The sequence below is a fragment of the Flavobacterium pectinovorum genome, assembly GCF_900142715.1.
Lineage (GTDB): Bacteria > Bacteroidota > Bacteroidia > Flavobacteriales > Flavobacteriaceae > Flavobacterium > Flavobacterium pectinovorum.
Genome location: NZ_FRBX01000007.1, coordinates 356,784 through 383,639, shown reverse-complemented (window position 1 = coordinate 383,639; position 26,856 = coordinate 356,784). Strand labels below are relative to the sequence as shown.

The following is a 26,856-nucleotide window of genomic DNA, read 5'->3' as shown; positions in this document are numbered from 1 at the left end:
TCTTGAATTCTGAATTATTGATAATTGTTGAAGCATTGGCAACAACATCTCCAACCACATCAATATTAACCTCAGTTCCTTCCTCATTTTTATAGATATACAATCCCTCTCCTTTATTCTCAAGAGTTGTAACTGTCTCACTTCCTTTGATAACATCAGCAATGTTAACTACCTGAGTATTCCCGGCAACATCAACATAACTAAACTGTTTTGTCTCTGAATTGTAGGTTACACTTCCGGCTGTCTGTTCTGAAATTTCCTTGATGAAATTTGTAACTTCTGCATTATTGAAAATTGTTGAAGCATTTGCAACAACATCTCCAACCACATTGATGTCAACTTCTGTTCCTTCCTCATTTTTGTAAGTATATAACCCCTCTCCTCTATTAACAAGGGTTGTAACAGTCTCATTTCCTTTGATAACATCGGCAATGTTAACAATTTGAGTATTACCGGCAGCATCTATATAAGTAAACTGTTTTGTATCCGAGTTATAAATCACACTTCCGGCAGCTCCAGAAGCTTCACCAGAAATAAGAATTCTGTTCCATTTATTATCAAACCAATAGTAGTAACCGGATTTGATATCGGCAACATCAGCCGTATTAAAAACCATTAAACTTTCAACGTTACCATTTACAATACTGGTAGCATCCGTTGACCCTGTTAATTTTACTCTTGGAATTAAGATACCTTTATCGCTGGCAAAAACCTCTAGCTGCGCTGAACGATTTGGATTCACTTTTCCGATACCTACCTGCGAATAAGCAGAATAGCTACCAATGACAAGAAGTAATGGAAGTAATTTATTCTTCATAATAGTTAATTATTTAAACGAATATTTTCGTAGTTATAAAGTGCAAAGGTCTTCGTTAATACAATCTTTTTTTGCCTTAAAAAGTCTTTAGTGTTGTAGATTAGGGTATAATGAATAAAGAGGGGAATATTAAAACAGATAAAGCGTTTTAGAAATACGACACCACATTATATACCACAAAACCAACAACTTATACCAAAACAAGACAAAAAAAACCAGTAATTAGAATTACTGGTTTTATATTTAATGAAAAAAAATACTATTATTTATTAGTCGATTAGCAGAAGAAACTACTAATTACATGAATTCTAAATCTATTGTAAAAGATGTGAAAAATATTGAATGCAACAATGATGATGAAAAATTTTTTAGGATCTCCTAATCACTTATTTATCATTATTAATATACAGATACCCTGTTTTATTAATTGTTTCGTTTCCTTTTTTGTATTTCAAAATATAGAAATAAGTACCAGCAGGAAGCCCTGCATTTCGGTTAACCGTATCACGTCCTTCTGAATAACCTCTAAACATAATATCACTTTCATTGTATGAATCTGCGTCATAAACTTTTATTCCCCAGCGATTATAAATCTCAACTCTATTATCGGGGTATTTATCAATTCCCAGTATATGAAAACTATCATTAAGGCCATCTCCATTTGGTGATATCGCATTATAAACAATTATATCATCAGGTACCGGAATTGTTTTAGGAACTATTGCAATTGTAAAAAGACCATATCCGGTAACTTGTGTTGTTACCATTTTTGTGTAATCGGCTCCTGTCAGAAGATCAGTTGTTACTCCTTTTTCATTTATCCATTTCGACGTTACATCATCCCAACGAACTATGGCCAGTTCTGTATCTGTTTTTTCTTCAAAAAAAGAAGCCGGAGTAGTATGTGTATCTAATGTTAGACTTAGTACAATTTTTTCGCTTCCCTGATTTTGGATTACATTCCAATATTCAGCTTCATCAATAGTAATAATTATATCTTCTTTACTGGTATACGGATGAAGACTTCCTGCACTTTGAAAAAAATATTGAGTAGTATATACGTTATTTGTATTTGCTGCTTTATCATGATATGAAGGTCTGAAATAAAAATTATCACCAATTGGAAATTCAAAATCTAAATTTCCAATGTTTTCTACTTTTCCATCAACAAAACTCAGGTTGCTAGCATCGGAATGAAAAGCATTCTGATCAAAAATCATTTTACCATTATAAGTATCAGCGTCAATAATTCCATTTTTAAACTGCACATTACTGCCAATCTCAATCGTACTACTTAAATGAAAAGGAACCAATGCCGATATATTATCAAAAACAATATTTTGAAAATGTGCAATTTCCGAACCTTTAATGAGTTGCTCCTGTGTTCCGATGAAAAATGTTTTCCCGTTGCTAATTGTACTGTAAGTAACTAATCCGTCATTATTGAAATTGGCATATACCATGAAATCTCCGTCAATTAAAAAATCTCCGTTTGGCTTATTGTCAAAATCAAACATTGTAGCAAACTGAGTATTAGAAGCAATTGACAAGTCACCTAAATTAACAGTTTGCGCAGAAAGTTGTACATCAAAAAACATTAATATAATACTGGCTTTTATATAAACTTTAATCATATTCTTTTGAATTTATAATGTTTAAAAATTCAATGACTATATTACTATATATCAACACTTTCGATGATAATAAGTAAAATTACCTTTATTTTATTTCGCTAGCAAGTTAGCGTGAAATATTTGACTTTTTCAAGATCATCAATAATTACTTTTACTGCAATCTTACATTGTATAATTAATTACATACCAATTTATTCCATCTGACTGCAAAGTTATTTTTAAACTTCCTCCTGTTACACCACCAAATACGCTTGCGGCAATATATGGATATGAGGCAGTGTCTGAATATATTACAGGGACATTGAAATTAACTACAACTGGAGTACCACCTGATGAAACTGTATTTTGATTAAATACTAAAACCCGACCTGTATTTGTGGCAGCATCAGGAAGTGTAAGCGTAATATCCCCTGTTAAATTTCTGGCAATAACTGTGTAATCGGCATCACCTAATGTATAATCAGTAGAAGTAATTTTGATGCCAAATACGTTTAGTTTCGCTGGTGCCTTCCATTCTACTCCGGTTGCAGTTGTGGTTAAAACATTCCCTTCAACCGTTGAAGGAACAATATTAACTGTTGCTGCTGCTAATGTCGCTCCTGTACCTGTTACTGCTAATACTGAAGCAGGAGTTGTTGTTGTAATATCTGATCTTGAAATTGCATTATCAACTAAACCAACTAAGTCAATTGGATTACTGACAACTCCATTTATAGTTGCGGTTAAAACATTACCAGTTGTTTCTAAAACATTTGTATTTACTATTGGTGCTCCTGTGCTAGTTATACCATTTACGGTAACTGTTGAAGTATTGGCGGTAGAAGCATTTGATACTCCGCTTACTGTACCTGATGTTGATATTATTCCATTTACATTAGATGTTAAGGTATTACCTGCCAGGCTTAAATCATTTGTAGTCGCTGCCACAATTGCAGAAGTTAAATCTACTGGATTACTTACAACACCATTTATAGTCGAAGTTAAGGTATTACCAGATGTATCTAAAATATTTGTATTAATAATCGGAGCTCCGGTACTTGCTAGTCCGTTTACTGTTACTGTTGCTATATTGGCTGTAGAAGTATTTGAGACACTACTTACTGTACCTGTTGTCGATATTATTCCGTTTACATTAGATGTTAAAGTATTGCCTGCCAAGTTTATATCATTTGTAGTTCCTGCTGCGATTGCAGAAGTCAAATCTATTGCATTACTTGCAACACCATTAATAGTTGAAGTTATGGTATTGCCTGATGTATCTAAAATATTTGTATTAATAATCGGAACTGCTGTTCCCGTTATTCCATTTACTATGGTGCTTAAATCATTTGCAAAACTCGTATTAGAGACCGTTGTCGCCGAATTAATAGCGTTAGGAGTCAATAATGTTCCTCCATCTGTTCCAACTGTCAATATATTATCTGCATCATTACTTCTTAAAATAGCGGTCTGGCTATCTGCATTTTCATTAGTATAAGTAATAATCCCTGTAATGGGATCTTGTAACATATTAGTCGTTGTTTCTCCTTCATTAATAACAGAAGTTAAATCTATTGTATTACTGGCAATTCCGTTTATAGTTGCAGTTAAAGAATTACCAGATGCAGTCAAAACATTGGTATTAATTATCGGAATTGCTGTTCCTATTACTCCATTTACAGTGGTACTTAAATCATTTCCGGAACTTGTGTTAGAAACTGTTGTAGCTGAAGTAATTGCAGAAGGAGTCAATAATGCTCCACCATCTGTTCCAACTGTTATAATATTTGCTGCATCTGTACTTCTAACTTGTGAAATAAAAGCTGTCCCAGCTTCATTATTATAAGTGATCGCTCCTGATGTCAGATTTTGAGATAAGGTAGTAACGGTTTCCTGATCTTGTATAACATTCGTTAGTTCCGTTACAAAAGTAGGATCATTTAATATCGTCGATGCATTGCTTATAACATCGCCAATAACATCAATTGTTGATGTAATATTATCCTCATTGGTATAAACATACTGGCCGTTGTTTAGAGGGTTTTTATCTAAAGTGGTCAGGGTTTCACTTGCTTTAATGATTGAGGTAATATCGACAACTTGCGTAGTTCCCGTATTGTCAACATAACTAAACTGGTTGGTCGTCGAATCAAAAGTTACATTTCCTTCTGTATTATTTGAAATTTGTTCGAGAATATTCGTTACCGCAGGATCATTAAAAATAGATGATGCGTTGGTGATAACATCCCCGATAATATCAATATTGACATCTGTTCCTATTTCATTTTTATACGTATAAGATCCTGCTCCGTTGTTGGTAAGGGTCGTCAGGGTTTCGCTTGCTTTAATGATTGTGGTAATATCAACAACTTGCGTAGTTCCCGTATTGTCAACATAACTAAACTGATTGGTGGTCGAATCAAAAGTCACATTCCCCTCTGTATTGTTTGAAATTTGCTCCAGAATATTCGTTACCGCAGGATCATTAAAAATAGATGATGCATTGGTGATAACGTCCCCAACAACATCAATGTTGACATCCGTTCCTATTTCATTTTTATAGGTATAAGAACCCGCTCCGTTATTGGTAAGGGTCGTCAGGGTTTCGCTTGCTTTAATAATTGAGGTAATATCGACAACTTGCGTAGTTCCTGTATTATCAACATAACTAAACTGATTGGTAGTAGAATCAAAAGTTACATTTCCTTCTGTATTGTTTGAAATTTGCTCCAAAATATTCGTTACCGTCGGATCATTAAAAATAGACGATGCATTGGTGATAACATCCCCAACAACATCAATGTTCACATCTGTCCCTATTTCATTTTTATACGTATAAGAACCCGCTCCGTTATTGGTAAGGGTGGTCAGGGTTTCGCTTGCTTTAATGATCGAGGTAATATCAACAACTTGCGTAGTTCCTGTATTATCAACATAACTAAACTGATTGGTAGTAGAATCAAAAGTTACATTTCCTTCTGTATTGTTTGAAATTTGCTCCAAAATATTCGTTACCGTCGGATCATTAAAAATAGACGATGCATTGGTGATAACATCCCCAACAACATCAATGTTCACATCTGTCCCTATTTCATTTTTATACGTATAAGAACCCGCTCCGTTATTGGTAAGGGTGGTCAGGGTTTCGCTTGCTTTAATGATCGAGGTAATATCGACAACTTGTGTGGTTCCCGTATTGTCAACATAACTAAACTGATTGGTCGTCGAATCAAAAGTCACATTCCCCTCTGTATTGTTTGAAATTTGCTCCAAAATATTCGTTACCGTCGGATCATTAAAAATGGAGGATGCATTGGTAATAACATCCCCGACAACATCAATGTTGACATCTGTTCCTATTTCATTTTTATACGTATAAGATCCTGCTCCGTTATTGGTAAGGGTAGTCAGGGTTTCGCTTGCTTTTATGATTGAGGTAATATCGACAACTTGTGTAGTTCCCGTATTGTCAACATAACTAAACTGATTGGTGGTCGAATCAAAAGTCACATTTCCTTCCGTATTGTTTGAAATTTGCTCCAGAATATTGGTGACCGCCGGATCATTAAAAATGGAGGATGCATTGGTGATAACATCCCCAACAACGTCAATGTTGACATCTGTCCCTATTTCATTTTTATAGGTATAAGATCCCGCTCCGTTATTGGTAAGGGTGGTCAGGGTTTCACTTGCCTTAATGATTGAGGTAATATCAACAACTTGCGTGGTTCCCGTATTATCAACATAACTAAACTGATTGGTGGTTGAATCAAAAGTCACATTCCCTTCCGTATTGTTTGAAATTTGCTCCAGAATATTCGTTACTGCCGGATCATTAAAAATAGAGGAGGCATTGGTGATAACGTCCCCAACAACATCAATGTTGACATCTGTTCCTATTTCATTTTTATAGGTATAAGAACCTGCTCCGTTGTTGGTAAGGGTCGTCAGGGTTTCGCTTGCTTTAATGATTGTGGTAATATCAACAACTTGTGTAGTCCCAGTATTGTCAACATAACTAAACTGATTGGTGGTCGAATCAAAAGTCACATTCCCCTCTGTATTGTTTGAAATTTGTTCCAGAATATTGGTGACCGCCGGATCATTAAAAATAGATGATGCATTGGTGATAACGTCCCCGACAACATCAATGTTGACATCTGTCCCTATTTCATTTTTATAAGTATAAGAACCTGCTCCGTTGTTGGTAAGGGTGGTCAGGGTTTCGCTTGCTTTAATGATTGAGGTAATATCAACAACTTGCGTAGTTCCTGTATTGTCAACATAACTAAACTGGTTGGTGGTCGAATCAAAAGTCACATTCCCTTCCGTATTGTTTGAAATTTGTTCCAGAATATTGGTGACCGCAGGATCATTAAAAATGGAGGATGCATTGGTGATAACGTCCCCGACAACATCAATGTTGACATCCGTTCCTATTTCATTTTTATAAGTATAAGAACCTGCTCCGTTGTTGGTAAGGGTCGTCAGGGTTTCGCTTGCTTTTATGATCGAGGTAATATCGATAACCTGCGTAGTTCCCGTATTATCAACATAACTAAATTGTTGATTAGTGGGATTATAAACAACCGTACCCGGACTTATAGTGATTTCATTTGAGATTACAACTCTATTCCATTTATTGTCATACCAATAGTAATATCCCGGTTTTATATCTGAAATAGTAGCCGTATTAAATACTAATAAGCTATTTACATTGCCAGTTACAATTGTAGTCGTATCAGTTGAACCTGTTAAGCTAATTCTGGGAATCAACAAACCTTTATCATTTGCTACAATCTCTAATTGACTAGACGCATTAGGCATTGGTGTTCCAATACCAACCTGAGAATAAGCTGTATAACTACATAAAATTAATATAACGGAGAGTAATTTATTCTTCATGAGATTCAATTATTAGGGTTATCAAACAATTTTATTACACAGAAAAAAGTTGGCAGAAAATGATACAGATGCTGATAGTTGATGCTTTACATAAAGCATCTTTAAAGCTCATCTTTGAATAAGATGTTAAACGGCGGTAATAATTTAAAAAACAAAAAAAAATCGTCGCAAATACGAAAAGACAACATGTTACTAAAATAACACATCTTAAAAATCTTAGAAAAATACAAGTGGGGAAATTGTATCTCTAATCGATATTCAATTTAATGGCGTAGATAAAATTAAGGGAGTTAAGGCCTGGGCAGGAATGAAATCATCCGAAAAAATCAGAATTTTAACTTACCTTAATCATTAGTAGACGTAAAAATAGTAAATTTTAAAACACTAACAATCAAAATATTAAGTTTTTATTCATAAATAAAAACTTATAATTATTCTATATTGTTTTTTTAGTTATCATAATCATTTACTACATAATCATTTTAAAGAAATGATTTAATTATAGAAAAATAAATACACATAGTCATCTTAACATGAGCAATAAGAAACAAAAAAGGAGAAGACGAAGTCTTCTCCCTTAAAAAATTTAAAATATTATTTTTTAATATTTTAAATAAAAAAATAAACTAACCACCAAAAAAAATGAGAGCCCAAGTTCTCTCATTTTTCGAAAATTACTAAAATATTTGAAAACCCGTCAATATTTAGAAGTGCAAATATCCAAATAATTTCAAATTGCTACTAGACCTAAAAAATATTGCTATAATAAATTAAGACATTCTTTTTGTCTCTTAAAATAACTTTAAAACTAAAATTAAGACTACAAAATTATTTAATTCCTGTTTTTAGTTTTTCCAAAGATGAATCTTGTATTGTTTTAATTTGATCTACAACAATTTGAGCAATTTTCGTCGCACCTAATAAAGAAAGATGTGTATCATCGGCCTTATCCTTATCATAATAAGCGTTTTCGCCAGCTTTAAAATGTAAATGCAATTGTTTTGATTTTTCAGGACCATAAGACTGCTCCAATAATTCGGTAAGATACTCCAAATCAATAAAAGGCACTTTATATTCCTGTGCTACCAATCTGGTTTCCAAAGGATATTCACCATGTGTAGGCACTAAAACTCCTTTTTCATTAAAATTACGTCTGGCAATAGAAGTCAGTAATATCGGAATAGCTCCTTTTTCCCTACTCTCTTTTACAAACTTAATCAAATTGTATCTATAGCTCGTATGCGGATTTGTATACCTTGTAGAATCTTCTATTTTTTCATCATTATGTCCAAATTCAATAAAAACATAATCTCCTTTTTTTAATTTTTTATAAATCGAATCCCAGCGTTTTTCATTGATAAAACTTTTAGTACTTCTACCATTTACAGCTTTATTTTCAACAACAATATTATCTTTAAAAAAAGGCTGTAAAACCTGCGCCCATCCATGCTCTGGATTACGATCCGGATCTTTTTTGTTTGCCATTGTAGAATCTCCAATGGTATAAACAGTTGTTTTTTGCGCAAAACAAATAGTAGATATTAAACAGATTATTATTAATTTATATTTCATTGTTTTGTATTATTTGAATATTAGACACTTTTAAGTAAGTCAATAAAAACCTCTGCAACTTTGAACCTTTGCCCCTTTGAACCTCAAAAAAAACCTATTTCGCTGCAGAAGGAACAGTCGCTCTCTTACCAATAAAAACATCGGTCATTAAAACATTTTCAGCATTTTCATTTGAAATAGCATTTTTAGCCGATTTAATTTCAATATTTTTCAAAGATATATTTCGTATTTTTTTCTCCGGAAATCCCTGAATTACAATCCCGGATTCTGATGCTTTATTACACGTAATATTCGAAAAATGAATATTTGAAATGTCCGATTGGTAGCCACTTCCTTCTCCATGATAATTGGCTGTCATATACAAACAATCTTCGACCTCGTCTAATTGTATATTTCGAACAAAAATATTTTTTATAAAACCACCTCGATCAGCATTTGTTTTAATATAAATTCCGCGTTTTAAATATCCGACCGTTTTACAATTTTCAACATACACATTCTGAATTCCAGCTGACATTTCGCTGCCTAAAACAACGCCATGAAGTCCTTTAAAGTTACAATTCCTGATTACAATATTCTGGCTTGGCGTTGCCGAATTTGCTCTTCCTTCATGATCTCTACCGGCTTTTATGGCAACATTATCATCACCATTATCAAAAGTTACATTTTCGATCAAAACATCTTTAGCATATTCAGGATCAATACCATCATTATTGTAATTCAGCGATTTATAACTTATTCCGCGAACTGTAATGCTTTCAGATTTTAAAAGATGCAAACACCAAAACGGAGAATTTTCGATACGAATGTTCTCAACCAGGATATTTTTACACTTAAAAAACTGAATCATTTGCGGTCGTAAAAAATAACCTTCACCAAAATTTCTGTCTTGTAAAGCAGCATTATTATGATTCATCTCGCGACTCAAATCTTTTCCCTTTGCTTCTTTAGCCTTAAAAGTTTTCCAGGTTTTGCCTCCTTCTCCATCAATTGTTCCTTCGCCGGTTATAGCGATATTATTGCATTCGTAAGCATAAATCAACGGACTGTAATTGTACAAAATGGTACCTTCCCAACTTGTTAAAACCAACGGCAAATAATCCTGAGGATTATCGCTAAACTTAATTTTTGCCCCTTTTTCAATTTTAAGATTAACGTTGCTTACAAAATGAATTGGCCCATTAATCTTATAAATTCCTTTAGGCACTATAATCGTTCCGCCATTGTTCTTTTTACACAGTGCCATGGCTTTGTCAAATGCAGCTTTATTATTTGTTACAGAATCGCCTTTCGCTCCTAATTTTGCAATATTTATTTGATACGCAGGAAAAACAGGCAATTGAATTCTGTTCACAATTGAATCAACTTTTGCAGTTGGAAATTCACTATTCTGTGCAAATGAACTTATGCAAATCAACAGAAAGATAAAATACTTTAAATTCATATTTATTATTTAATATATTGTCCACGGGTTTTAACGGATTAAACGGGTTTCCCAAGGTTTATTTTCTAATTTTCAGTGATGAAAAATCAGCGTAAGCCCGTTTAATCCGCACAATCCGCGGGCTTATTTTTATTTCGAATACCAATTAGCAATCGAATCTTTTAAAATGTTTTCGATTGTATATTTTTCAGCTTCTTTTTTAGTAAGCTGATGCGACCATGAAACTCTATTTTTAGGCTGAAAACCTTCGCCTTTACAATTGTATTCTGCATAAAAAGTATTTTTTTCAGCATCGGGTTTAGACCAGTTTTCCCAGCCTTCCGGTTTGATATGTTTTCCCAAATCGCAATTTATAAAAACCGTTTTAGCATAAATTCTCCAGGGTCTTCCCAGATAAACGGTCGTCGCTTCTGGATTTGCAGTGAGCTTACAATTCTTAAAAACAAATCCAAACGGAGTTCTCTCGGGTGTTGAAGCAGCCGTAATATACGAACTTTTGATGCTTCTAATTTCACAATTTTCGAATAAAGCAGTGGCACCCCCAAAAATAAAATCGGTTGTGCCTTCGATATAACAATCCTTAAAATACTGTTTTGATTCTTTTCCTGATAAGTATAAAGTATCCTGATTTCCTAAAATAGTACAATTTGAAACTTGCGCACGATTCCCCACAACTGACAACGCAATGGCCTGTCCATTATCTCCCGAAGTATTTTTAATAGTTAAATTAGATGCCGAAAAATCATCGCCTTCTACCAAAACTGTAGGCGTATAAAAAGTGCTATTTCGACCTAAATTAATTTTCTTAAAGTTATCGTCAAAAGCAATAATCGTATTTTCTTTGCTTTCTCCTAATAATGTCAAATGCGTATTCCACTCAGGAATACGCACTTTTTCATTATAAGTTCCGTTTTTTATATTTATGATTACTTTTTCATAAGGAAAAGAAGGACTTGCGTTTATCGCATCCTGAATTTTAATAAAATCGCCAGAACCATCTTGCGCTACCGTTATGAAATTATCTTTTTTTTTTGAAGAAGTCTCAACAGATGAAACTTTTACGCCGTTTTTAATAGCCCAGGCCGAATATTTCTTCAATACTTCTTTGGGTGCATCAGAATACCAGGCGTAACCATTTCGTCTTTCAGACCCAATTTGATCCAAAGATTTTTTTCTGATTCCGTCACGGTCACAAAAGAAAGGTTCATTGGTTTCCAAATCCATAAATCTAGCCCAAATTGGTGCTGCATTTGTAGTGGGAATCATCTTTTTATCTATGATTTTTCCCGCATCATTTAATACTCTTTTTTCTTCCAGATTCGTGATTTTCGTTTTTTCAAACCAATCGTGAGCGCTTTTAATCGAAGTAATAATTTCTGGCGAAGGTTTTTCGATCGACATCAAAAGCAACACAATTTTTGCCGATTCAAATCCGCTTAACGATACCAATTCAAACGCTCTGGCATTGGCAGGAGCCAAAGTAACTTCGTCATGTTGCGCGCACCAGCCTGTTAAAACACCATTTTGTTTGTATTGTGTTTTTAAAATACAATATATTCCTTTATCAAATGATTTTTTAGTTTTTTCGACAATGTCTTTTGATGGTTTTATGCTGTAATAATCAGACTCTTCGCTGATTTCTTTCATAATATTCAAAATATTAACCATCGAATTATCATTGTACGTAATGTGCGTGTAATATCCTTTTTTTAATGGAAAAAACTGTGGCCATCCACCATTATCATATTGTGCTTCAAGCAAATAATTCAGTCCTTTTAAGAACGATTCTTTATATCGTTCATCCTTAACCTGAGCATACATTTTCGACATAAAAAGCATTTCCTGGCACGTTGCACCGTTGTCAGTTGTTATTTCATGCAAATCACTTTTTAGCTCAATCAGTTTTTGTTTTTCTGTTTCAGTAAGCGTATTTTGCATTTGGATATTTTTTGGCCATCCGCCAATATTTCGCTGGTAAAGCAATACATTTTCCGCAATAGTTTTCGCTTCTGCTGAGGCAAACCATGCTGCATCGTTTTTGCGAATAACATCCGGCCAGTTTTTATACGTGTTTTGGGCATTTAAGCCTAAACTAACAACAAACAGAAAAACCAATATTGTTTTATTTAATTGAATCATTTTTATTTTATTTAGTAATTCTAAACCAATCGACTGCAACATTTCCTGAATCGTTTGTCTCTTTTTCGCTCAAGGCAAAAAGTCCAACTTTGGCACCAATCCATTTCCCTTCTTTTGATGTAAAATCGGTTCCAATGGCTTCATATTTTTTATCATCTAAACTATAGAAAAAACTGCAAATACCGCCTTTTTTCACTTTCACACGCAGGTAAATGGTATTGTTTTTTATTAAAACAGGAACCGTTTCTGTTTCAGAAACTTTTTTATCAAAAGTTCCCGTTTTCTGATTCAGATATAATTTCCCATTATCATTTTTAAGACATAAGTAACTGTAATCTAACCCCATTATCAAAAGACCTGTTGATTCGCCATTTAAACGAGTATTAAAAATGAGTTTTGTTGTCGTTGTAAATTCTTCTGCAGGAAACTTTTGCAGCAATAAATTTGGCGCTTCAAATATTTTATTACTCTCTTTTATGGTTGGTACACAAAACAAATTCAGATATCCTAAACTTGTCGGAAATCCCCAGTTTATCTGGGCATTTGCCTGCCATTGCCATTGTAAACCTAATTTTGGCAAATTAAACTCATCAGATTCTGCAGGAGTTTCTATTGGATATTTCTTTCCAACGTTTGGTTTTTTATAAGTCGTAACTGGTTCTCCAATGCCGTTTTTATCAAAATCCTGTCCCATTACCGGCCAGTCATTTACCCATTTCATGGGCTGAAGATGAACAATTCTGCCGTAAGCACCTTTATCCTGAAAATGTATAAACCAATCCTCGCCAGTTTGTGTTTGAACCCACGCACCCTGATGTGGTCCGTTTATATTGGTTTTACCCTGCTCTAATACTTTTTTCGTTTCATAAGGTCCAAAAACATTTTTAGATCTTAAAATGGTTTGCCATCCTGTAGGAACTCCTCCCGCGGGAGCAAAAATGTAATAGTAATTGTTTCTTTTATAGAACTTTGGTCCTTCAATAGTTCCTTCACTTTCATGACCGTCAATGACCATAACTTCATCATTATTCGCAACCGTTCCTTCCGTATTCATGGTGCAAACTACAATCAAACTTTTGATTTTTGCACGACTACCCGCAAAAGCATGAACCAAATAATTTTTTCCGTCATCATCCCATAACGGACTCGGATCTATTAATCCTGAACCTGCTTTTACCAAAATAGGTTCAGACCATGGGCCTTCTGCTTTTTTGGCTTTTATCATATAAATCCCAAAATCAGGATCGGGGTAATAAATATAAAATTCATTATTATGAAAAGTTATACTTGGTGCCCATACGCCATTTCCATGTTGCACTTTATCAAAAGTTTCGGTTGGAATTTGTTTGGTAAGCGCATAGCCAATAATTTTCCAGTTTACTAAATCTTTAGAATGTAAAATGGGCAATCCCGGAATGCAATTAAAAGACGATGCCGTCATATAAAAATCATCACCTACCCTAACGGCATCCGGATCTGAATAATCAGCATGAATTATTGGGTTCGTATACGTTCCATCTCCATTATCCGGCACCCAAACCTGAGCAAAATTCTCTTGTATGGAAAAAACCGATAATAATAGAAAAATGATTTTTATATTTTTCATTCTTTGGCAATTAAAAATAATTCAATAATTAGATTTTGTCATTTCGAGGAACGAGAAACCACATAACGGATTTTCGGTTCGTTGCTCTCTGGATTTGATTTCTCCTTCGTCGAAATGACACAACTTTATCTTTATTCTTGACTCTTTGTTCTTACGTGTTACTCATAATTCATAAATCATAATTCATAACAAACTATCTATTCAATTCTAAAGCAGCCAGAATAAAAGGACCAGTTGCTTTAGGATCGTTGTCTTTTTTTCTTTCGTTTACATAATAATCATAAGATCCATCTCTGTACGGAGTACCACCTAAACCAGCAACCTGACAGCAATTTGTCAATGTAATTCCTCCATCTTCGTCGACTTTTTTGATTAAGACTTTAGTCAGACCATCAAAAGCTTTGTTGGCCATTTTTTTGTATTTTGCAGGCAAATATCCTTTATTTGCTCCTTTTGCAAAAGCATAAGCAAACATCGAAGATCCGGAAGCTTCAAGGTAATTTCCTTTTTCTCCTCCTTTATCCGTAACCTGATACCATAAACCTGATTTTTTATCCTGAAATTTCTCCAAAGCTGCCGAAGCATTATTTAAATACTTTACCAATTCTTTTTGTTTTGGATGGTCTTTTGGCATATAATCCAGAACGTCAACCAAAGCCATCATATACCAGCCTAAAGCTCTTGACCAAAAGTTTGGCGAATTTCCTGTTTCTTTATTGGCCCATGGCATTTGTTTGCTTTCATCCCAACCGTGGTATAATAAACCTGTTTTTGGATCTGTTGCGTGTAGTTGAATCAATTCAAATTGTTTTGCGATATCATCAAAACTTTTTCCTCCTTCAAAAGTAGCCGTGTATTGTGCATAAAATGGTTCTCCCATATACAAACCGTCCAGCCACATTTGGTTTGGATAAATTTGTTTGTGCCAAAATCCACCGCTTGCAGTTCTTGGCTGTTCAGCCAATTGTTTACGTACTAATTGTAAAGCTTTCAAATATTTATCTTCTTTTGATTCCACATAAATATCAAAAAGCAAACGTCCCGGTACCACCAAATCGATATTGTATTTATCAAATTCATAGGTTTTAATAGTTCCGTCAGCTTGTACCAATTCATCGACATAACCTCTTATATAAGCTTTGTAACGAGGATCAGGATTTTTTTTGTTCAGCTCTTCTATAGAATGCAAAACCAGGGCATGAACATAGTCCCACTTCGGTTTTTTAGAATCGTCAATCATATAAGCTTCGGGGTGACGTTTCATCAATGTTAGAGCCATTTTATCAGACCATTTTAAATCTTTAGAAATAACTATTTCCTTTTTTGAAGGTTCTTGCGAAACCACTTTACAACTTGTAAAAGCCATGGCGCAAACTAATAAAACCGACACAAAATAACCTTGCTTTCTATTATTTTTCATTTTAAAATATATTTAAATTCTACTATTTTTCTAATTCAACTGCAGCCAAAATGAAAGGCCCTAATCCGTGAGAATTGTCTGTTTTTATTTTCTCTTTAATATAATATTCATAAGATCCGTCACGATACGGATTTCCGCCTAAACCTGCGCTGGCGCAAACTTGTGTAATATGTATTTCGCCATCTTCATCAACTTTAATGAGATTTTTTACAATTCCGTCAAAACCTTTTACAGCCAGTTTTTTATATTTTTCAGGCAAATAACCTTTGTTTGCTCCTTTTGCAAAAGCATAAACAAACATTTCAGATCCTGATGCTTCCAGATAATTTCCTTCCTTTTTACCGGCATCCGTTACCTGAAACCATAATCCTGAAGTATCCTGATATTTTGCAACGGTTGTAGATATTTCATTTAAATATCCAATCAATTCTTTTCTTTTTGAATGTTCCTTTGGCATATAATCCAAAACATCAACCAAAGCCATCATGTACCAGCCTATCGATCTTGACCAAAAGTTTGGCGAAGTTCCTGTTTCTTTATTTGCCCAGGGCATTTGTTTGCTTTCATCCCAGGCGTGAAATAATAAACCTGTTTTTTTATCAATCGTATGTAAATGAACTTGCTCAAATTGTTTGGCAACATCATCTAAATCTTTTCCTTTATCGAATGTTGCGGTGTATTGTGCGTAAAAAGGTGCGCCCATATACAAACCGTCAAGCCACATTTGATACGGATATATTTTTTTATGCCAAAATCCACCCGAATTCGTTCTCGGATGCGTCTCTAATTGTTTTCTTAAGGTTTGCAAAGCAGTAAGATAACGATTATCTTTTGTTCTGGAATACAAATCAAAAAGCATTTTTCCTGCGTTGATATTATCTATATTATAATCTTCCAGTTTATAATTCAGAATTTCTCCTGAACTATTAATAACCGTTTCGGCATAACCTTTTATATAATCTGCATAAACTGGATTGTTCGTTTTTTTATGAAGTTTTTCAAAAGAGGTCATTAACAAACCAATTTTATAATCCCATTTCGTTTTTTCGTTATTGTCTACCTGCCATGCAATTGGAGCGCGTTTCATGATCGAAAGTGCCATTCGCTCTGACCATTTTAAATCCTTAGAAATAATAATTTTTGAAGATTCCTGCGCAATGATTTTACTATTTGCAAATAGCAAAACACAAGTCAGTATTATTAGTGCCAAATAATTTTTATTTCTATTCTTTATCATCTTGAAGAAGCTTAAATTATTATTTATTCAGTTGAGTTGCGCTTAGTAAAAATGCGGCTAAGGCAGGCGAACTATTATCTTTCGTTTTACTTTTGATATAATATTCGTTTGTTCCATCACGAAAAGGCTTTCCGCCTAAACCAACATTAGATGAAACGTTTGAAATAACGACTTCTCCATTTTCTCCTTTTTTGACAAATTCTTTTACAAAAGCGTCAAATGATTTTTGTGCGATCTTTTTATAATTTGAGGCCAAATATCCTTTATCTGCACCTTTAGCCAAACTATAAATAATCATGGCCGAAGATGAAGATTCCAGAAAATTATCTTTCAATTCCGTCTTATCAGTAACCTGATACCACAAACCAGATTCACTTTTATATTTAAGGACATTTTTTGAAATTTGATTCAAATATCCTACCAGAACTTTATAATGTGGATTTGTTTTAGGATAATAATCTAATGTTTCTACCAATGCCATCATATACCAACCTATGCCGCGTCCCCAAATAGTTGGCGACGTTCCTGTTTCGGGATTTGCCCAGCCAATTTGTTTGCTTTCATCCCACGCCTGAAATACTAAACCTGTTTTTTTATCAACCAAATGATTTTGAACCAATTCAAATTGTTTCGCAACATCATCTAATGCTTTTGCGTTTTCATAGGTAACGGTGTATTGCGTATAAAAGGGTTCAGCCATATACAAGCCATCAATCCACATTTGGTTCGGATAAATTTGTTTGTGCCAAAATCCGCCGCTAGCCGTTCTTGGCTGTGTTTCAAGCTGTGTTCTTAATTGTTGAATTACTTTTAAATAGCGATCATCTTTCGTTATATAATATAAATTAAACAGCAATTTTCCCGGATTTACATAATCGATATTGTATTCTTTAAGATCATATTTTTTAATATTTCCTGAACTATCGATCATTTCATCGGCATATTCTTTTATATAATTGAAATACTTTTTATCGTTTGTTTTTTGATATAATTTTTCAAAAGCAGTTAAAACCAAACTCATTTTATAATCCCATTTTGGCTTTTCGGTTCCGTCGATCTGCCATGCTTTTGGATATTTGTTAAGAATAGTTAATGCTGTTCTTTCTGACCATTTAAGATTATCAGCAAGAGCTTTATTTTCATTAGTCTGCGCCATTATTTTACTGCCAAAGATTAGAAGCAAAACAATTATGCTTTTTCTGTAATTTATGTTTATAACATCAAATAAAACTAAAGCTGTTCCTGCGATTTTTGTTTTCATTTTATTTGTAGTGTTATTTAAATATTTTGTCTAAAAATTGTGTTGTATAAGTAATGGTTTCTGTGAACCAAGGTTCAAAAAACCAAAATGAATGTGGTGAATCCTGAATTGTTTTAACTTCACTATAAATTTTGTGCTGATTTAAAATAGCAATCATATCATCTCTGCCTGCATGAAATCTTTCAAAACTGCTGTTAATGAAAAGTATAGGCGGAGTATTTTTGTCTGTATGGCTTAAAGCCGAAGCATTTTTCCAGTTGTCCGTTTTTTCGTCATACGAACCTCCCAGCCAAAAAGATGCCATTTCACCTTCTGAAGATTGCGGATGCCTAAAAGCTAAAACGCCATCTACATCAATAATTGCATTTACTTTTGAAGAAGATTTACTTTTGAAAGAAGCTTCTTCAAAACCCGAATTTTCATTTGTTGTACCAATCAAAGCTGCCATTTGTCCTCCCGAAGAGCAACCTAAAACCGCAATTTTGTTTGGATCTACATTAAATTTTCGTGCATTATCTTTTATAAATTTAATCGCATTTTTTACATCATAAACTCCTTCCGGATATTTTGCTTCTAATGATAATCTGTATTCTATAGCAAAACAAGAATAGCCTTTTGAAGCTATTTCTTTTGCCAAATCATGCATCTGATTTTTATTTCCTGATCTCCAGCCTCCACCATGAATCATGATTACTGCCGGATTTGATTTTTGCTTCTTAAAATAAAAAGCATCTAAATGTAATGTTCTATCTTTTCGCTGCTGATAAATAACTTCTTTACTTTCAGCCACATCGGTATTATTCTTTTCCTGCGGAATTGTGATAAAAGGATATTTTTTGATTAATTTATTATAAGTACTTTTTACGGTATATGAAGTATCAATACTATAATTGCTTTGAGCAAAAATGGTATTAGAAATCAATAATATAATAAAAAGCATTTTTTTCATCTGAAAAATCCATTTAGCAGTTAAGAAAGGAGTTTGAAATAATATCAAACTCCCTTTTAACTTCTTCAAAAAACTAAAATCTCAAAAAATTACCAATTACTAATAACCAGGATTTTGAGGGAAATCTTTATTTTGATTTAAATCTAATGCAGTTTGTGGTATAGGTCTTAAAATTTTAAGCGCTCCGCCAACTCCAACAAAATTTGCTTCTTTTATTTTATAATTGTGTGCAGAAGCTCTTGCAACAAGAGTTCCTGTACGTTTCAAATCAAACCAACGTTTGTATTCTCCAAGTAATTCTCTACCTCTTTCATCTAAAACATAATCGATATTGAATTCTCCGATTGTAGCATTGGCAACACCGGCTCTTCTTCTCACTTCATTTAAACGGTCTAAACCTGTAGAAAGAACTCCTGCTTTTAAATAAGCTTCGGCAGCAATTAAATAGGTTTCTCCAAGTCTTGAAACAATAATATCTCTTGTACTTACAGGACCTGTACTTGATGGTGTAGTTGGATCCGGATCGTCAAATTTCTTAACAGGAATAGTATAACAATCTAAATTTTTAATTAAAGTGTGTGCTGCAGAATATTCTCCCCAAGGATGATAAACAAAAGTCGATGCTTTTCTTGAAGCATTTGCAGTATCCCAAGCTAATTTGTCTGCAGGAGTAAACCATTTTGGCTCATAAAAATGTCTCACTTTTAAAGCGGTTGGATTTGTACTTCTGTAGTAAGGATAATAAAGAGTTGTTTTTGGTTTACCGTCAGAGCCTGTTGTAGTTTCTTCAAGAATTTCTGTCATAAAAGTAGCTTCCCATCTTTTATCTCCTTTTTCATATAATCCTAAAGCATAATCTGTTGGACATAAATTATAACTTCTTAACGGAGCTCCGGTCTCAGCACCTCCCAAATAAGAACTAAAATAATAAAACTGATTATTTCCTAATTTTGTAGGATCTGTACTAGTTGAATTTTTATCGTATTGAACAGAGAAAATAGTTTCTGCATTCAAGTCATTTCCTGGTTTAAACAATTGGTCAAAAGCCAGATTTAGCGCTTGTCCTGCAATTGCAGCATCAGCATAAGCTGCAGCTTTAGCAAAATCATCAGCTTTACCAAAAGTTTCGTATCCTCTTGTTAGGTATACTTTTGCTAATAAATCGTTTACAGCTCTTTTATTTACTCTGCCAGTTGTACTGTAAGTTCCTGTACCTACACTTGCCAATGCAGCATCCAGATCTGTAATGATTTGAGTATAAACTTCCTCAGCTGTATTTCTTTCAAATGACAATATTGGAACGGTAACATGTTCATTAGCAATTGAAACACCTCCGTATGACTGAACCAATAAAAAATAAGCATTGGCTCTCAAAAATCTAGCCTCTCCAACAAGAGAGAGAGTATTTAAATTTGATGTTTGCTCAGTTACTGTAGAATAATATACTGTTTTATTTACAGACTGAATTAATTGATAACAAGAATTATATAATTCATCCACATTACTCGATGAAGGAATTAATAAAGTATATTGACTTAAACCCGCTGGTTCAGGAGTTCTTCCTTCAGCATACATGTCAGTTCCTGATTCAAATAACCACGGATTGCCTCCATAAATTCCTTTAAGCCACGCATAGTTTGAATTTACCAGCAATTGAAAACCTGAGGATGTTTTATAAGTCTCATCAGCAGGTACAAAAGATTCACTGTTTTCTTCAATATAATCACTGCATGAAGCAAAAACAGTAACAATTATTCCTAAAATTAATATTATTTTTTTCATTTTATATCTTATTAAAATTTAACACTTAGTCCCAATTGTGTAGTAACAGATGCCGGACGATTTACACCAAAAGGTGAACCAGCCCACTCTGGATCATATCCATCAAAATCTGTGAATACAAATGGGTCTAAAACATTTACATAAATTCTAAAATTACTCATCTTTAATTTTTTAAGTAAATCTGAATTGAAAGTGTAACCTAGAGATATATTTTTAATTTTAACATAAGATGCATCTCTGTAATATCCAAATAATGATGTCCAGTAAGCACCTGCACCAGTCGCAACAGGACCTGGTCTAGGGTTTTCATTATTAGCATTTGCTTCTATACCTGTACCGTTTGTTGGTATAAAATAATCCATTTTAATTTTTTGACGACCTCTATCACTTACGTCAGCAAAATTTTGGTGAAAAGTACTTAGTACCGTTTGTCCCTGACTTGTAATTACTGAGAAATTGAAATCAAACTGACCTACATTTAAACGAGAATAGAAACTTCCCTGCCATTCCGGATTTGGATTACCAATTACCGTTCTGTCATCCTGATTAAATTTACCGTCTCCGTTTAAATCTTTTGGTCTTGCCTGACCAGGAGCCATTCCGTAAGAAGTAGCCTGAGCAGCTTCACTTTCCTGCCATACACCATCATAAACATAATTGTAATTAGGATTTAGAGGTGATCCTAAAATCAAATTATTTCCAATATCACTTACTTTATCCTGATTGTAAATTGACTCTAATTTGTTTACGTTTTTAGTAAATGTAAAAGTAGTTTCCCAACTAACCATATTTGTTTTAATATTCTTAGTTGTTAACAGTACTTCTATACCTTTATTACTAACAGATCCAACGTTTGAATAGGTGTTTTTCCAACCAGATTCTGCCGGTAATTGCTGTTTGTAAATCAAATCGTCAGATAATCTGTCGTAAACATCTACACTACCTGTTATTCTGTTTCTTAAGAAACCAAAATCAAGACCTAAGTTAACCTCTCTTGTTTTTTCCCAGCCTAATAAAGGATTTGCAAGAGTTTCTGATTGCCAGCCCGGAACTACAGTATTACCACTAGCATAAAATGTTTGCTGATTTAATAAAGCTTGTGAGGTATATGGCGCAACGTTATCGTTTCCTGTATAACCTAAACTCGCTCTCAATTTTAAGTCTGAGATTGTAGCATTGTTTTCTAAAAATGGTTCTTTACTAATTTTCCATCCTAAAGCAACTGATGGAAAACTTTCCCATTTTGCTCCTTCTGCCAATACAGATGAACCATCCCATCTATTTGATGCTGTTAATAAATATTTATCTCTAAAAGTATAGTTTAAACGTACTGCATATGAGCTTAGTGAGTTTTTAGCATAAGCCGATCTTACCACATAACTTGACTGAACTCCAGAACCAATATTATCTGTTCCTGTATCAAAAGGCTGTGTATTAGAATATAAGTAAGAACTTTTATCTACATTAGAATACAAACTTTGTAATAATAGCAAACTAAAATCGTGTACTTGATTAAAAGTATGTTTCAAATCAATTTGATTATCCCAAGTGTAATTAAAGTTATTTAAATTTTCAAGAGAAGATGAATTCTTACCATTTAAAGTAACACCTGCATTAGATTGAGCTCCATAAGCAGCACCTTTTTCGGTATCCATAATTCCCGCAGCAAATGTTGTTTTGAATGAAAACCACTTAATTGGCTGATATTGAAAATAAACATTTCCTACAGTCTGCCATGTATTTTCTTCCTGAGATGAATTTGCAATTTCTACTAATGGGTTTACTGTACTCGTTTTATTGATAGCCCATGATCCGTCAGGATAAGTTAACTTTCCAGGTAGAAAAAACTGTGTTCCTACTAATTCATTTCCTGCAGCATCAATAGCCCAAGGAGACATAAGCGGACTTAATCTAAAAGCATCCTGCATAGCCAAATCACTACCTAATTGTGAATCGATACGAGCTATTGTAATATTTGCTCCTGTAGAAAATTTATCGTTGATTTTATGATTTAAGCCAAGTTTAAAAGAATATTTATCTGTTGAATCATTATCGATAAGTCCTTTATCTGACTGAATACCAAAACCTAAATTATAACTTAAACCAGACTCTGAACGTCCTGAAATGTTTAAATAATTATTCTCGGTCATTCCTGATTTAAGTACCGCATCATACCAGTCAAAATTATAACCACTATTTGCTCTTGAAACTAATAATGGACTTTGATTTCCTGCTAAAGCCGCCAATTGTGCCGGAGTTTGAGTTGCAGGTGTTGCGCTCATATAAGCTGTTTGGTGAAATTTCCACCATTCTGCTCCAGACATCATTTCTGGTAATCTTGCAGCCGTTTTAGTTCCGTATGAAGTATCAAAAGTAACACTAATACCAGCTTTGGCACTTGTACCGCTTTTCGTTGTTACGATGATAACCCCATTAGATCCTCTTGAACCATAAATTGCAGCCGAAGACGCATCTTTCAAAACATCCATTCTGGCGATATCCTGTGGATTTAAAAAGTCAATTCCGTCCATTGGCACACCATCCACAACATATAAAGGAGTTGAACCAACCACTTTTGGATTACTTGAATCAGATACTAATGAATTATTTCCTCTAATTACAACTTTAAATCCGTCGCCGGCACGTCCTGAACTAGATGAAATTTGAACCCCTGGAGTACTTCCCTGAATTGCTTCTAAAGGGTTTATTGTATTTCTTTCTGTAATAGTTGCTGCACTTATCGTACTTACAGAACCTGTAAGGTCGGTCTTTTTTACAGATCCGTATCCTACAACAACAACTTCGGTAAGTGCATTAGATTGCTCTGAAAGACTTACATTTACTTTGCTTTTTCCCGCAATACTAACTTCCTGCGTTTGAAAGCCTAAATAACTAATAACGAGAGTGGCTTTATTATTAGTAACGTTCATTTTAAAACTTCCTTCAAAATCTGTTGAAGTTCCGTTTTTAGTTCCTTTTTCCTGAATATTTACCCCTGGTAAGGATAATCCTGATGCATCTGTAATTTTCCCTTCAATTACAGTCGATTGAGCGTTCATAGTAGAGCTCAACAGAAAATTCAGGAAAAATAAAAATACAAGATTGCATTTTAAGTTTTTCTTTAAAATTTGTTTAATCTTCATAGTTTGGTTTATTGGTTAAAATTGTTAGTTTTCTTTAAAAGTTTTTACTTGATTCTACTTTTTTGTCATTGATATAGGTATTAATAAAATTGATGTTTTTTACATTTTTTAATAGATAAATCGAATCTACTTTTTTAATTACAACATTTTTTAATGTAATATTTTCCACCGGTGATTCTGCATAACCTTCTGCCCTAACACTATATTTACCACCATTTTTTACATTAATATTTTCAAGAGATATATTTCTGATAACTGGTATAAAGTTTCCAGTCTGCGAGCCATATACATTATAAAACATGTTTAATTTTAAAACGCATTCCTTTACGGTTCCAATCTCAAGATTTCGAACATACACATCTTCAATAACCCCTCCTCTTTTTGAATTGGTTTTAATGCGGATTGCCCTGTCCAGATTCGGACTGTCCATTACGCAGTTTTCAACAAAAACATTATTTACACCGGCAGAAATTTCACTACCTATTACAACGCCACCGTGACCATCAATCATTTTACAGTTTTGAACAATGATATTTTTACTTGGTATTGCAACTCTTCTTCCATCGGCATCTCTTCCTGCTTTGATGGCAATACAGTCATCGCCGGTATTAAAAGTGCAGTTTTTGACAATGATGTTTTGAGAATATTCAGGATCACAACCATCATTATTTGGTCCATGGCTGTTTACCGTTACGCCATCAATAATAATATTGTTTGATTTTAAAGGATGAAGAATCCAGAAAGGAGCATTTATTACGGTAATATCTTTTACAAGAACCGTATTACATTCAAAGAATTCGATAAAATTAGGGCGTAAATAACGTCCTTCTCCAAAAATTCTTTCTGCAACAGGAACATTTTTTTCTGCCATATCTACTAAAACCTCGCGGTTTGTGGGATCATTTTGTGACGGAATTCCTTTTTGCCAGCCATAACTTTTTCCGCCAGACCAAATCCACCAATTGGTACTATCGGCCTGACCATTTAGAGTTCCTTTTCCGGTTATGGCAACATTGGTTTTATTTTTTGCATATATAAGAGGAGAATAATTCATTAATTCTGTTCCTTCCCAAGAAGTGTGAACTATTGGATAATCTTTTGGATTTGTACTAAAAAGAATTTCGGCCTGATCATCTAAATGTAAATTCACATTGCTTTCTAAATGTATTGCTCCGGTTAAATACTTTCCATTTGGCACCATTACTTTCCCGCCGCCATTTTCAGTACAAGCTTTGATTGCTTTTGCAAAAGCAGCTGTATTTAAAGTCTTTCCATCTGCAATAGCACCAAAATCATTTATGTTATACGTTTTGTCTGAAAAGTGAGTTTCAGGAATACTTTTTACAATTAAATCCATTTTTTTCCATGGATTTGCCTCTGAAATAGTAGAAACTTGCTTGCCACAGGATAAAACCAATGAAATAATTACAATGAAAAAGGCAATCGATTTAAACGTTATAAGCTTATTTGTAGTCATTTACGCGGTAATTTATTATTCTATTCAATTAAAACACAATATTCATGTAATCGATTACACGAAAATAGAAAATTACAATGGATGCACCAAATTTATTTAGAAAAAAATTATATATTTAATTTTTATTACTAATTTTATTTACACATTGCGTAAAAAAAGACATAATTTATTATCATTGTAGAATAGAAAACGTTTTAGATATAAATTATGGTAATCGATAACAATTTATATTAAAATATCTAAAAAAAATGTATTTTTGTCTGTAAATTAATCAAAAACTATTTTTGAATGAGCGAAAAAATAACCATCTATGATATTGCAAAAAAGCTAAATATCACTGCAGCTACGGTTTCAAGAGCGTTAAACAACAACCCTAAGATAAAAGAGAGTACGCGCGAACTGGTTATAAAAACCGCAGCCTCAATGAACTATAAGCAGAACAAATTGGCGCTGGCTTTAAAAAGTGGTCGCAGCAATAACATTGGTGTAATTGTTCCTCGTATAGATAGTAACTTTTTTGCTTCGGTAATTCGTGGTATTGAAGAAGAGCTGCATCCTCATGGTTATCAGGTAATTATATGCCAAACTCATGAAGATTCAAAAAGAGAAAACGAAAACCTTTATACCTTAATAGACGCTCAGGTTGATGGAATACTAATGTCTGTAACTGCGGTTACGACCGAAAATGATGGTGCTTTTCATAATGTATTAGAAAAAAATGTTCCGTTGATCTTTTTTGATAGAAGCAAACATATTGACGGAGTAAGTTCTGTAACCATTAATGACTTTAAAGGCGGTTATATGGCAACCAAGCATCTTATTAATGAAGGTTGCAGATGCATTGCTCATTTATCAGGAGATCAGTCACTTGAAATTTTCAAAAACAGGTTTTTAGGGTACAAACAAGCTTTATTGGATAATGGAATGATTTTTAAGGAAGAACTTGTTATACCCGTAAAAAGTAGTGTTGATGCAGGAAAAGAAGCCGTTGATACTTTACTACAACTTCAAACAAGACCAGACGCTATATTTTCTTCGAGTGATTTTGCGGCTTTAGGAGCTATTCAGGAATTAAAAGAGAGAAATATCAGTATCCCAAAAGAGTTTTGTGTAGCAGGTTTCAGTAATGAACCTTTTACTAAATTTATGGAATTATCAATTACATCTGTAGATCAGTCACCACTTGAAATGGGAAAAATGTCAGCACGCGTTTTCCTTGAACAAGTAGACAAAACCGAGACTATTAAAATTGAAAAAAAGGTAGTTTTAGCACCAGAATTACACATTCGTAAATCTTCTTCCAGAACAACTTCATAACATATAGACTATTGCCTATTTATTATTTTCACCATTAAGACATTAAGTTTCATTAAGCTCATAGGTTATTCCTTAATGATAAATTAAGTTTATTAAGCTAGTCTTTATTTTCTTAATATCTTAATGGTAAAATTTTAAGTTACAATAAACCCAAAGCTTAACTTTCTTAATTTC

Annotated in this window: 14 protein-coding genes and 1 pseudogene; 1 reads left to right on the top strand and 14 read right to left on the bottom strand. The window is 33.6% G+C overall.

What is annotated here, in order from left to right; translation table 11 throughout:
• The 14 genes and pseudogenes from BUE22_RS21760 to BUE22_RS21695 form a co-directional block, all read right to left on the bottom strand.
• Nucleotides 1-817 (bottom strand): annotated as a pseudogene (locus tag BUE22_RS21760) (hypothetical protein); the annotation flags it as partial.
• 386 nt (nt 818-1,203) lie between these two features.
• Entirely contained in the window at nt 1,204-2,451 is a 1,248-nt protein-coding gene (locus BUE22_RS21755) for a T9SS type B sorting domain-containing protein (protein ID WP_073398071.1), read from the bottom strand.
• Between the two features lie 162 nt (nt 2,452-2,613).
• Nucleotides 2,614-7,335: a beta strand repeat-containing protein gene (locus BUE22_RS21750; RefSeq protein WP_073398070.1), complete on the bottom strand. Its 4,722-nt coding sequence runs from the start codon at nt 7,333-7,335 to the stop codon at nt 2,614-2,616.
• Nucleotides 7,336-8,163: 828 nt separating this feature from the next.
• Nucleotides 8,164-8,907 (bottom strand): rhamnogalacturonan acetylesterase, encoded by a 744-nt coding sequence (locus tag BUE22_RS21745; RefSeq protein WP_073398069.1) that lies wholly within the window; start codon nt 8,905-8,907, stop codon nt 8,164-8,166.
• 94 nt (nt 8,908-9,001) lie between these two features.
• On the bottom strand, nt 9,002-10,351 hold the full coding sequence (locus BUE22_RS21740) for a glycoside hydrolase family 28 protein (protein ID WP_084540311.1): 1,350 nt from the start codon (nt 10,349-10,351) through the stop codon (nt 9,002-9,004).
• Between the two features lie 129 nt (nt 10,352-10,480).
• Nucleotides 10,481-12,490 carry a pectate lyase gene (pelA, locus tag BUE22_RS21735; RefSeq protein ID WP_073398068.1) on the bottom strand — a complete coding sequence of 670 codons (2,010 nt, stop codon included), beginning with the start codon at nt 12,488-12,490 and terminating at the stop codon, nt 10,481-10,483.
• A 7-nt stretch (nt 12,491-12,497) separates the two neighbouring features.
• Nucleotides 12,498-14,096 carry a glycoside hydrolase family 43 protein gene (locus BUE22_RS21730; protein ID WP_073398067.1) on the bottom strand — a complete coding sequence of 533 codons (1,599 nt, stop codon included), beginning with the start codon at nt 14,094-14,096 and terminating at the stop codon, nt 12,498-12,500.
• Between the two features lie 193 nt (nt 14,097-14,289).
• Entirely contained in the window at nt 14,290-15,516 is a 1,227-nt protein-coding gene (locus tag BUE22_RS21725; protein ID WP_073398066.1) for a glycoside hydrolase family 88/105 protein, read from the bottom strand.
• A gap of 22 nt (nt 15,517-15,538) precedes the next feature.
• Nucleotides 15,539-16,753: a glycoside hydrolase family 88/105 protein gene (locus tag BUE22_RS21720; RefSeq protein WP_073398065.1), complete on the bottom strand. Its 1,215-nt coding sequence runs from the start codon at nt 16,751-16,753 to the stop codon at nt 15,539-15,541.
• 19 nt (nt 16,754-16,772) lie between these two features.
• Nucleotides 16,773-18,014: a glycoside hydrolase family 88/105 protein gene (locus tag BUE22_RS21715; RefSeq protein ID WP_073398064.1), complete on the bottom strand. Its 1,242-nt coding sequence runs from the start codon at nt 18,012-18,014 to the stop codon at nt 16,773-16,775.
• 13 nt (nt 18,015-18,027) lie between these two features.
• Nucleotides 18,028-18,963, bottom strand: a complete 936-nt coding sequence (locus tag BUE22_RS21710; protein ID WP_073398091.1) for an alpha/beta hydrolase — start codon at nt 18,961-18,963, stop codon at nt 18,028-18,030.
• 99 nt (nt 18,964-19,062) lie between these two features.
• Nucleotides 19,063-20,745, bottom strand: coding sequence for a RagB/SusD family nutrient uptake outer membrane protein (locus tag BUE22_RS21705; RefSeq protein WP_073398063.1), 1,683 nt, complete (start codon nt 20,743-20,745; stop codon nt 19,063-19,065).
• A gap of 11 nt (nt 20,746-20,756) precedes the next feature.
• Nucleotides 20,757-23,888 (bottom strand): SusC/RagA family TonB-linked outer membrane protein, encoded by a 3,132-nt coding sequence (locus tag BUE22_RS21700; protein WP_073398062.1) that lies wholly within the window; start codon nt 23,886-23,888, stop codon nt 20,757-20,759.
• Between the two features lie 34 nt (nt 23,889-23,922).
• Entirely contained in the window at nt 23,923-25,365 is a 1,443-nt protein-coding gene (locus tag BUE22_RS21695; RefSeq protein ID WP_073398061.1) for a glycoside hydrolase family 28 protein, read from the bottom strand.
• A 288-nt stretch (nt 25,366-25,653) separates the two neighbouring features.
• On the opposite strand from BUE22_RS21695, the gene BUE22_RS21690 reads away from it, so the two are divergent.
• Nucleotides 25,654-26,682 carry a LacI family DNA-binding transcriptional regulator gene (locus BUE22_RS21690; protein ID WP_073398060.1) on the top strand — a complete coding sequence of 343 codons (1,029 nt, stop codon included), beginning with the start codon at nt 25,654-25,656 and terminating at the stop codon, nt 26,680-26,682.
• Nucleotides 26,683-26,856: the final 174 nt, after the last annotated feature.

Excerpts from the sequence above, each read along its gene's own strand:
- BUE22_RS21745 (WP_073398069.1), bottom strand. The coding sequence starts at position 8,907 with ATGAAATATAAATTAATAATAATCTGTTTAATATCTACTATTTGTTTT.
- BUE22_RS21690 (WP_073398060.1), top strand. The coding sequence starts at position 25,654 with ATGAGCGAAAAAATAACCATCTATGATATTGCAAAAAAGCTAAATATC.
- BUE22_RS21695 (WP_073398061.1), bottom strand. The coding sequence starts at position 25,365 with ATGACTACAAATAAGCTTATAACGTTTAAATCGATTGCCTTTTTCATT.
- BUE22_RS21710 (WP_073398091.1), bottom strand. The coding sequence starts at position 18,963 with ATGAAAAAAATGCTTTTTATTATATTATTGATTTCTAATACCATTTTT.
- BUE22_RS21700 (WP_073398062.1), bottom strand. The coding sequence starts at position 23,888 with ATGAAGATTAAACAAATTTTAAAGAAAAACTTAAAATGCAATCTTGTA.
- BUE22_RS21750 (WP_073398070.1), bottom strand. The coding sequence starts at position 7,335 with ATGAAGAATAAATTACTCTCCGTTATATTAATTTTATGTAGTTATACA.
- pelA (WP_073398068.1), bottom strand. The coding sequence starts at position 12,490 with ATGATTCAATTAAATAAAACAATATTGGTTTTTCTGTTTGTTGTTAGT.
- BUE22_RS21755 (WP_073398071.1), bottom strand. The coding sequence starts at position 2,451 with ATGATTAAAGTTTATATAAAAGCCAGTATTATATTAATGTTTTTTGAT.
- BUE22_RS21720 (WP_073398065.1), bottom strand. The coding sequence starts at position 16,753 with ATGATAAAGAATAGAAATAAAAATTATTTGGCACTAATAATACTGACT.
- BUE22_RS21715 (WP_073398064.1), bottom strand. The coding sequence starts at position 18,014 with ATGAAAACAAAAATCGCAGGAACAGCTTTAGTTTTATTTGATGTTATA.
- BUE22_RS21725 (WP_073398066.1), bottom strand. The coding sequence starts at position 15,516 with ATGAAAAATAATAGAAAGCAAGGTTATTTTGTGTCGGTTTTATTAGTT.
- BUE22_RS21730 (WP_073398067.1), bottom strand. The coding sequence starts at position 14,096 with ATGAAAAATATAAAAATCATTTTTCTATTATTATCGGTTTTTTCCATA.
- BUE22_RS21740 (WP_084540311.1), bottom strand. The coding sequence starts at position 10,351 with ATGAATTTAAAGTATTTTATCTTTCTGTTGATTTGCATAAGTTCATTT.
- BUE22_RS21705 (WP_073398063.1), bottom strand. The coding sequence starts at position 20,745 with ATGAAAAAAATAATATTAATTTTAGGAATAATTGTTACTGTTTTTGCT.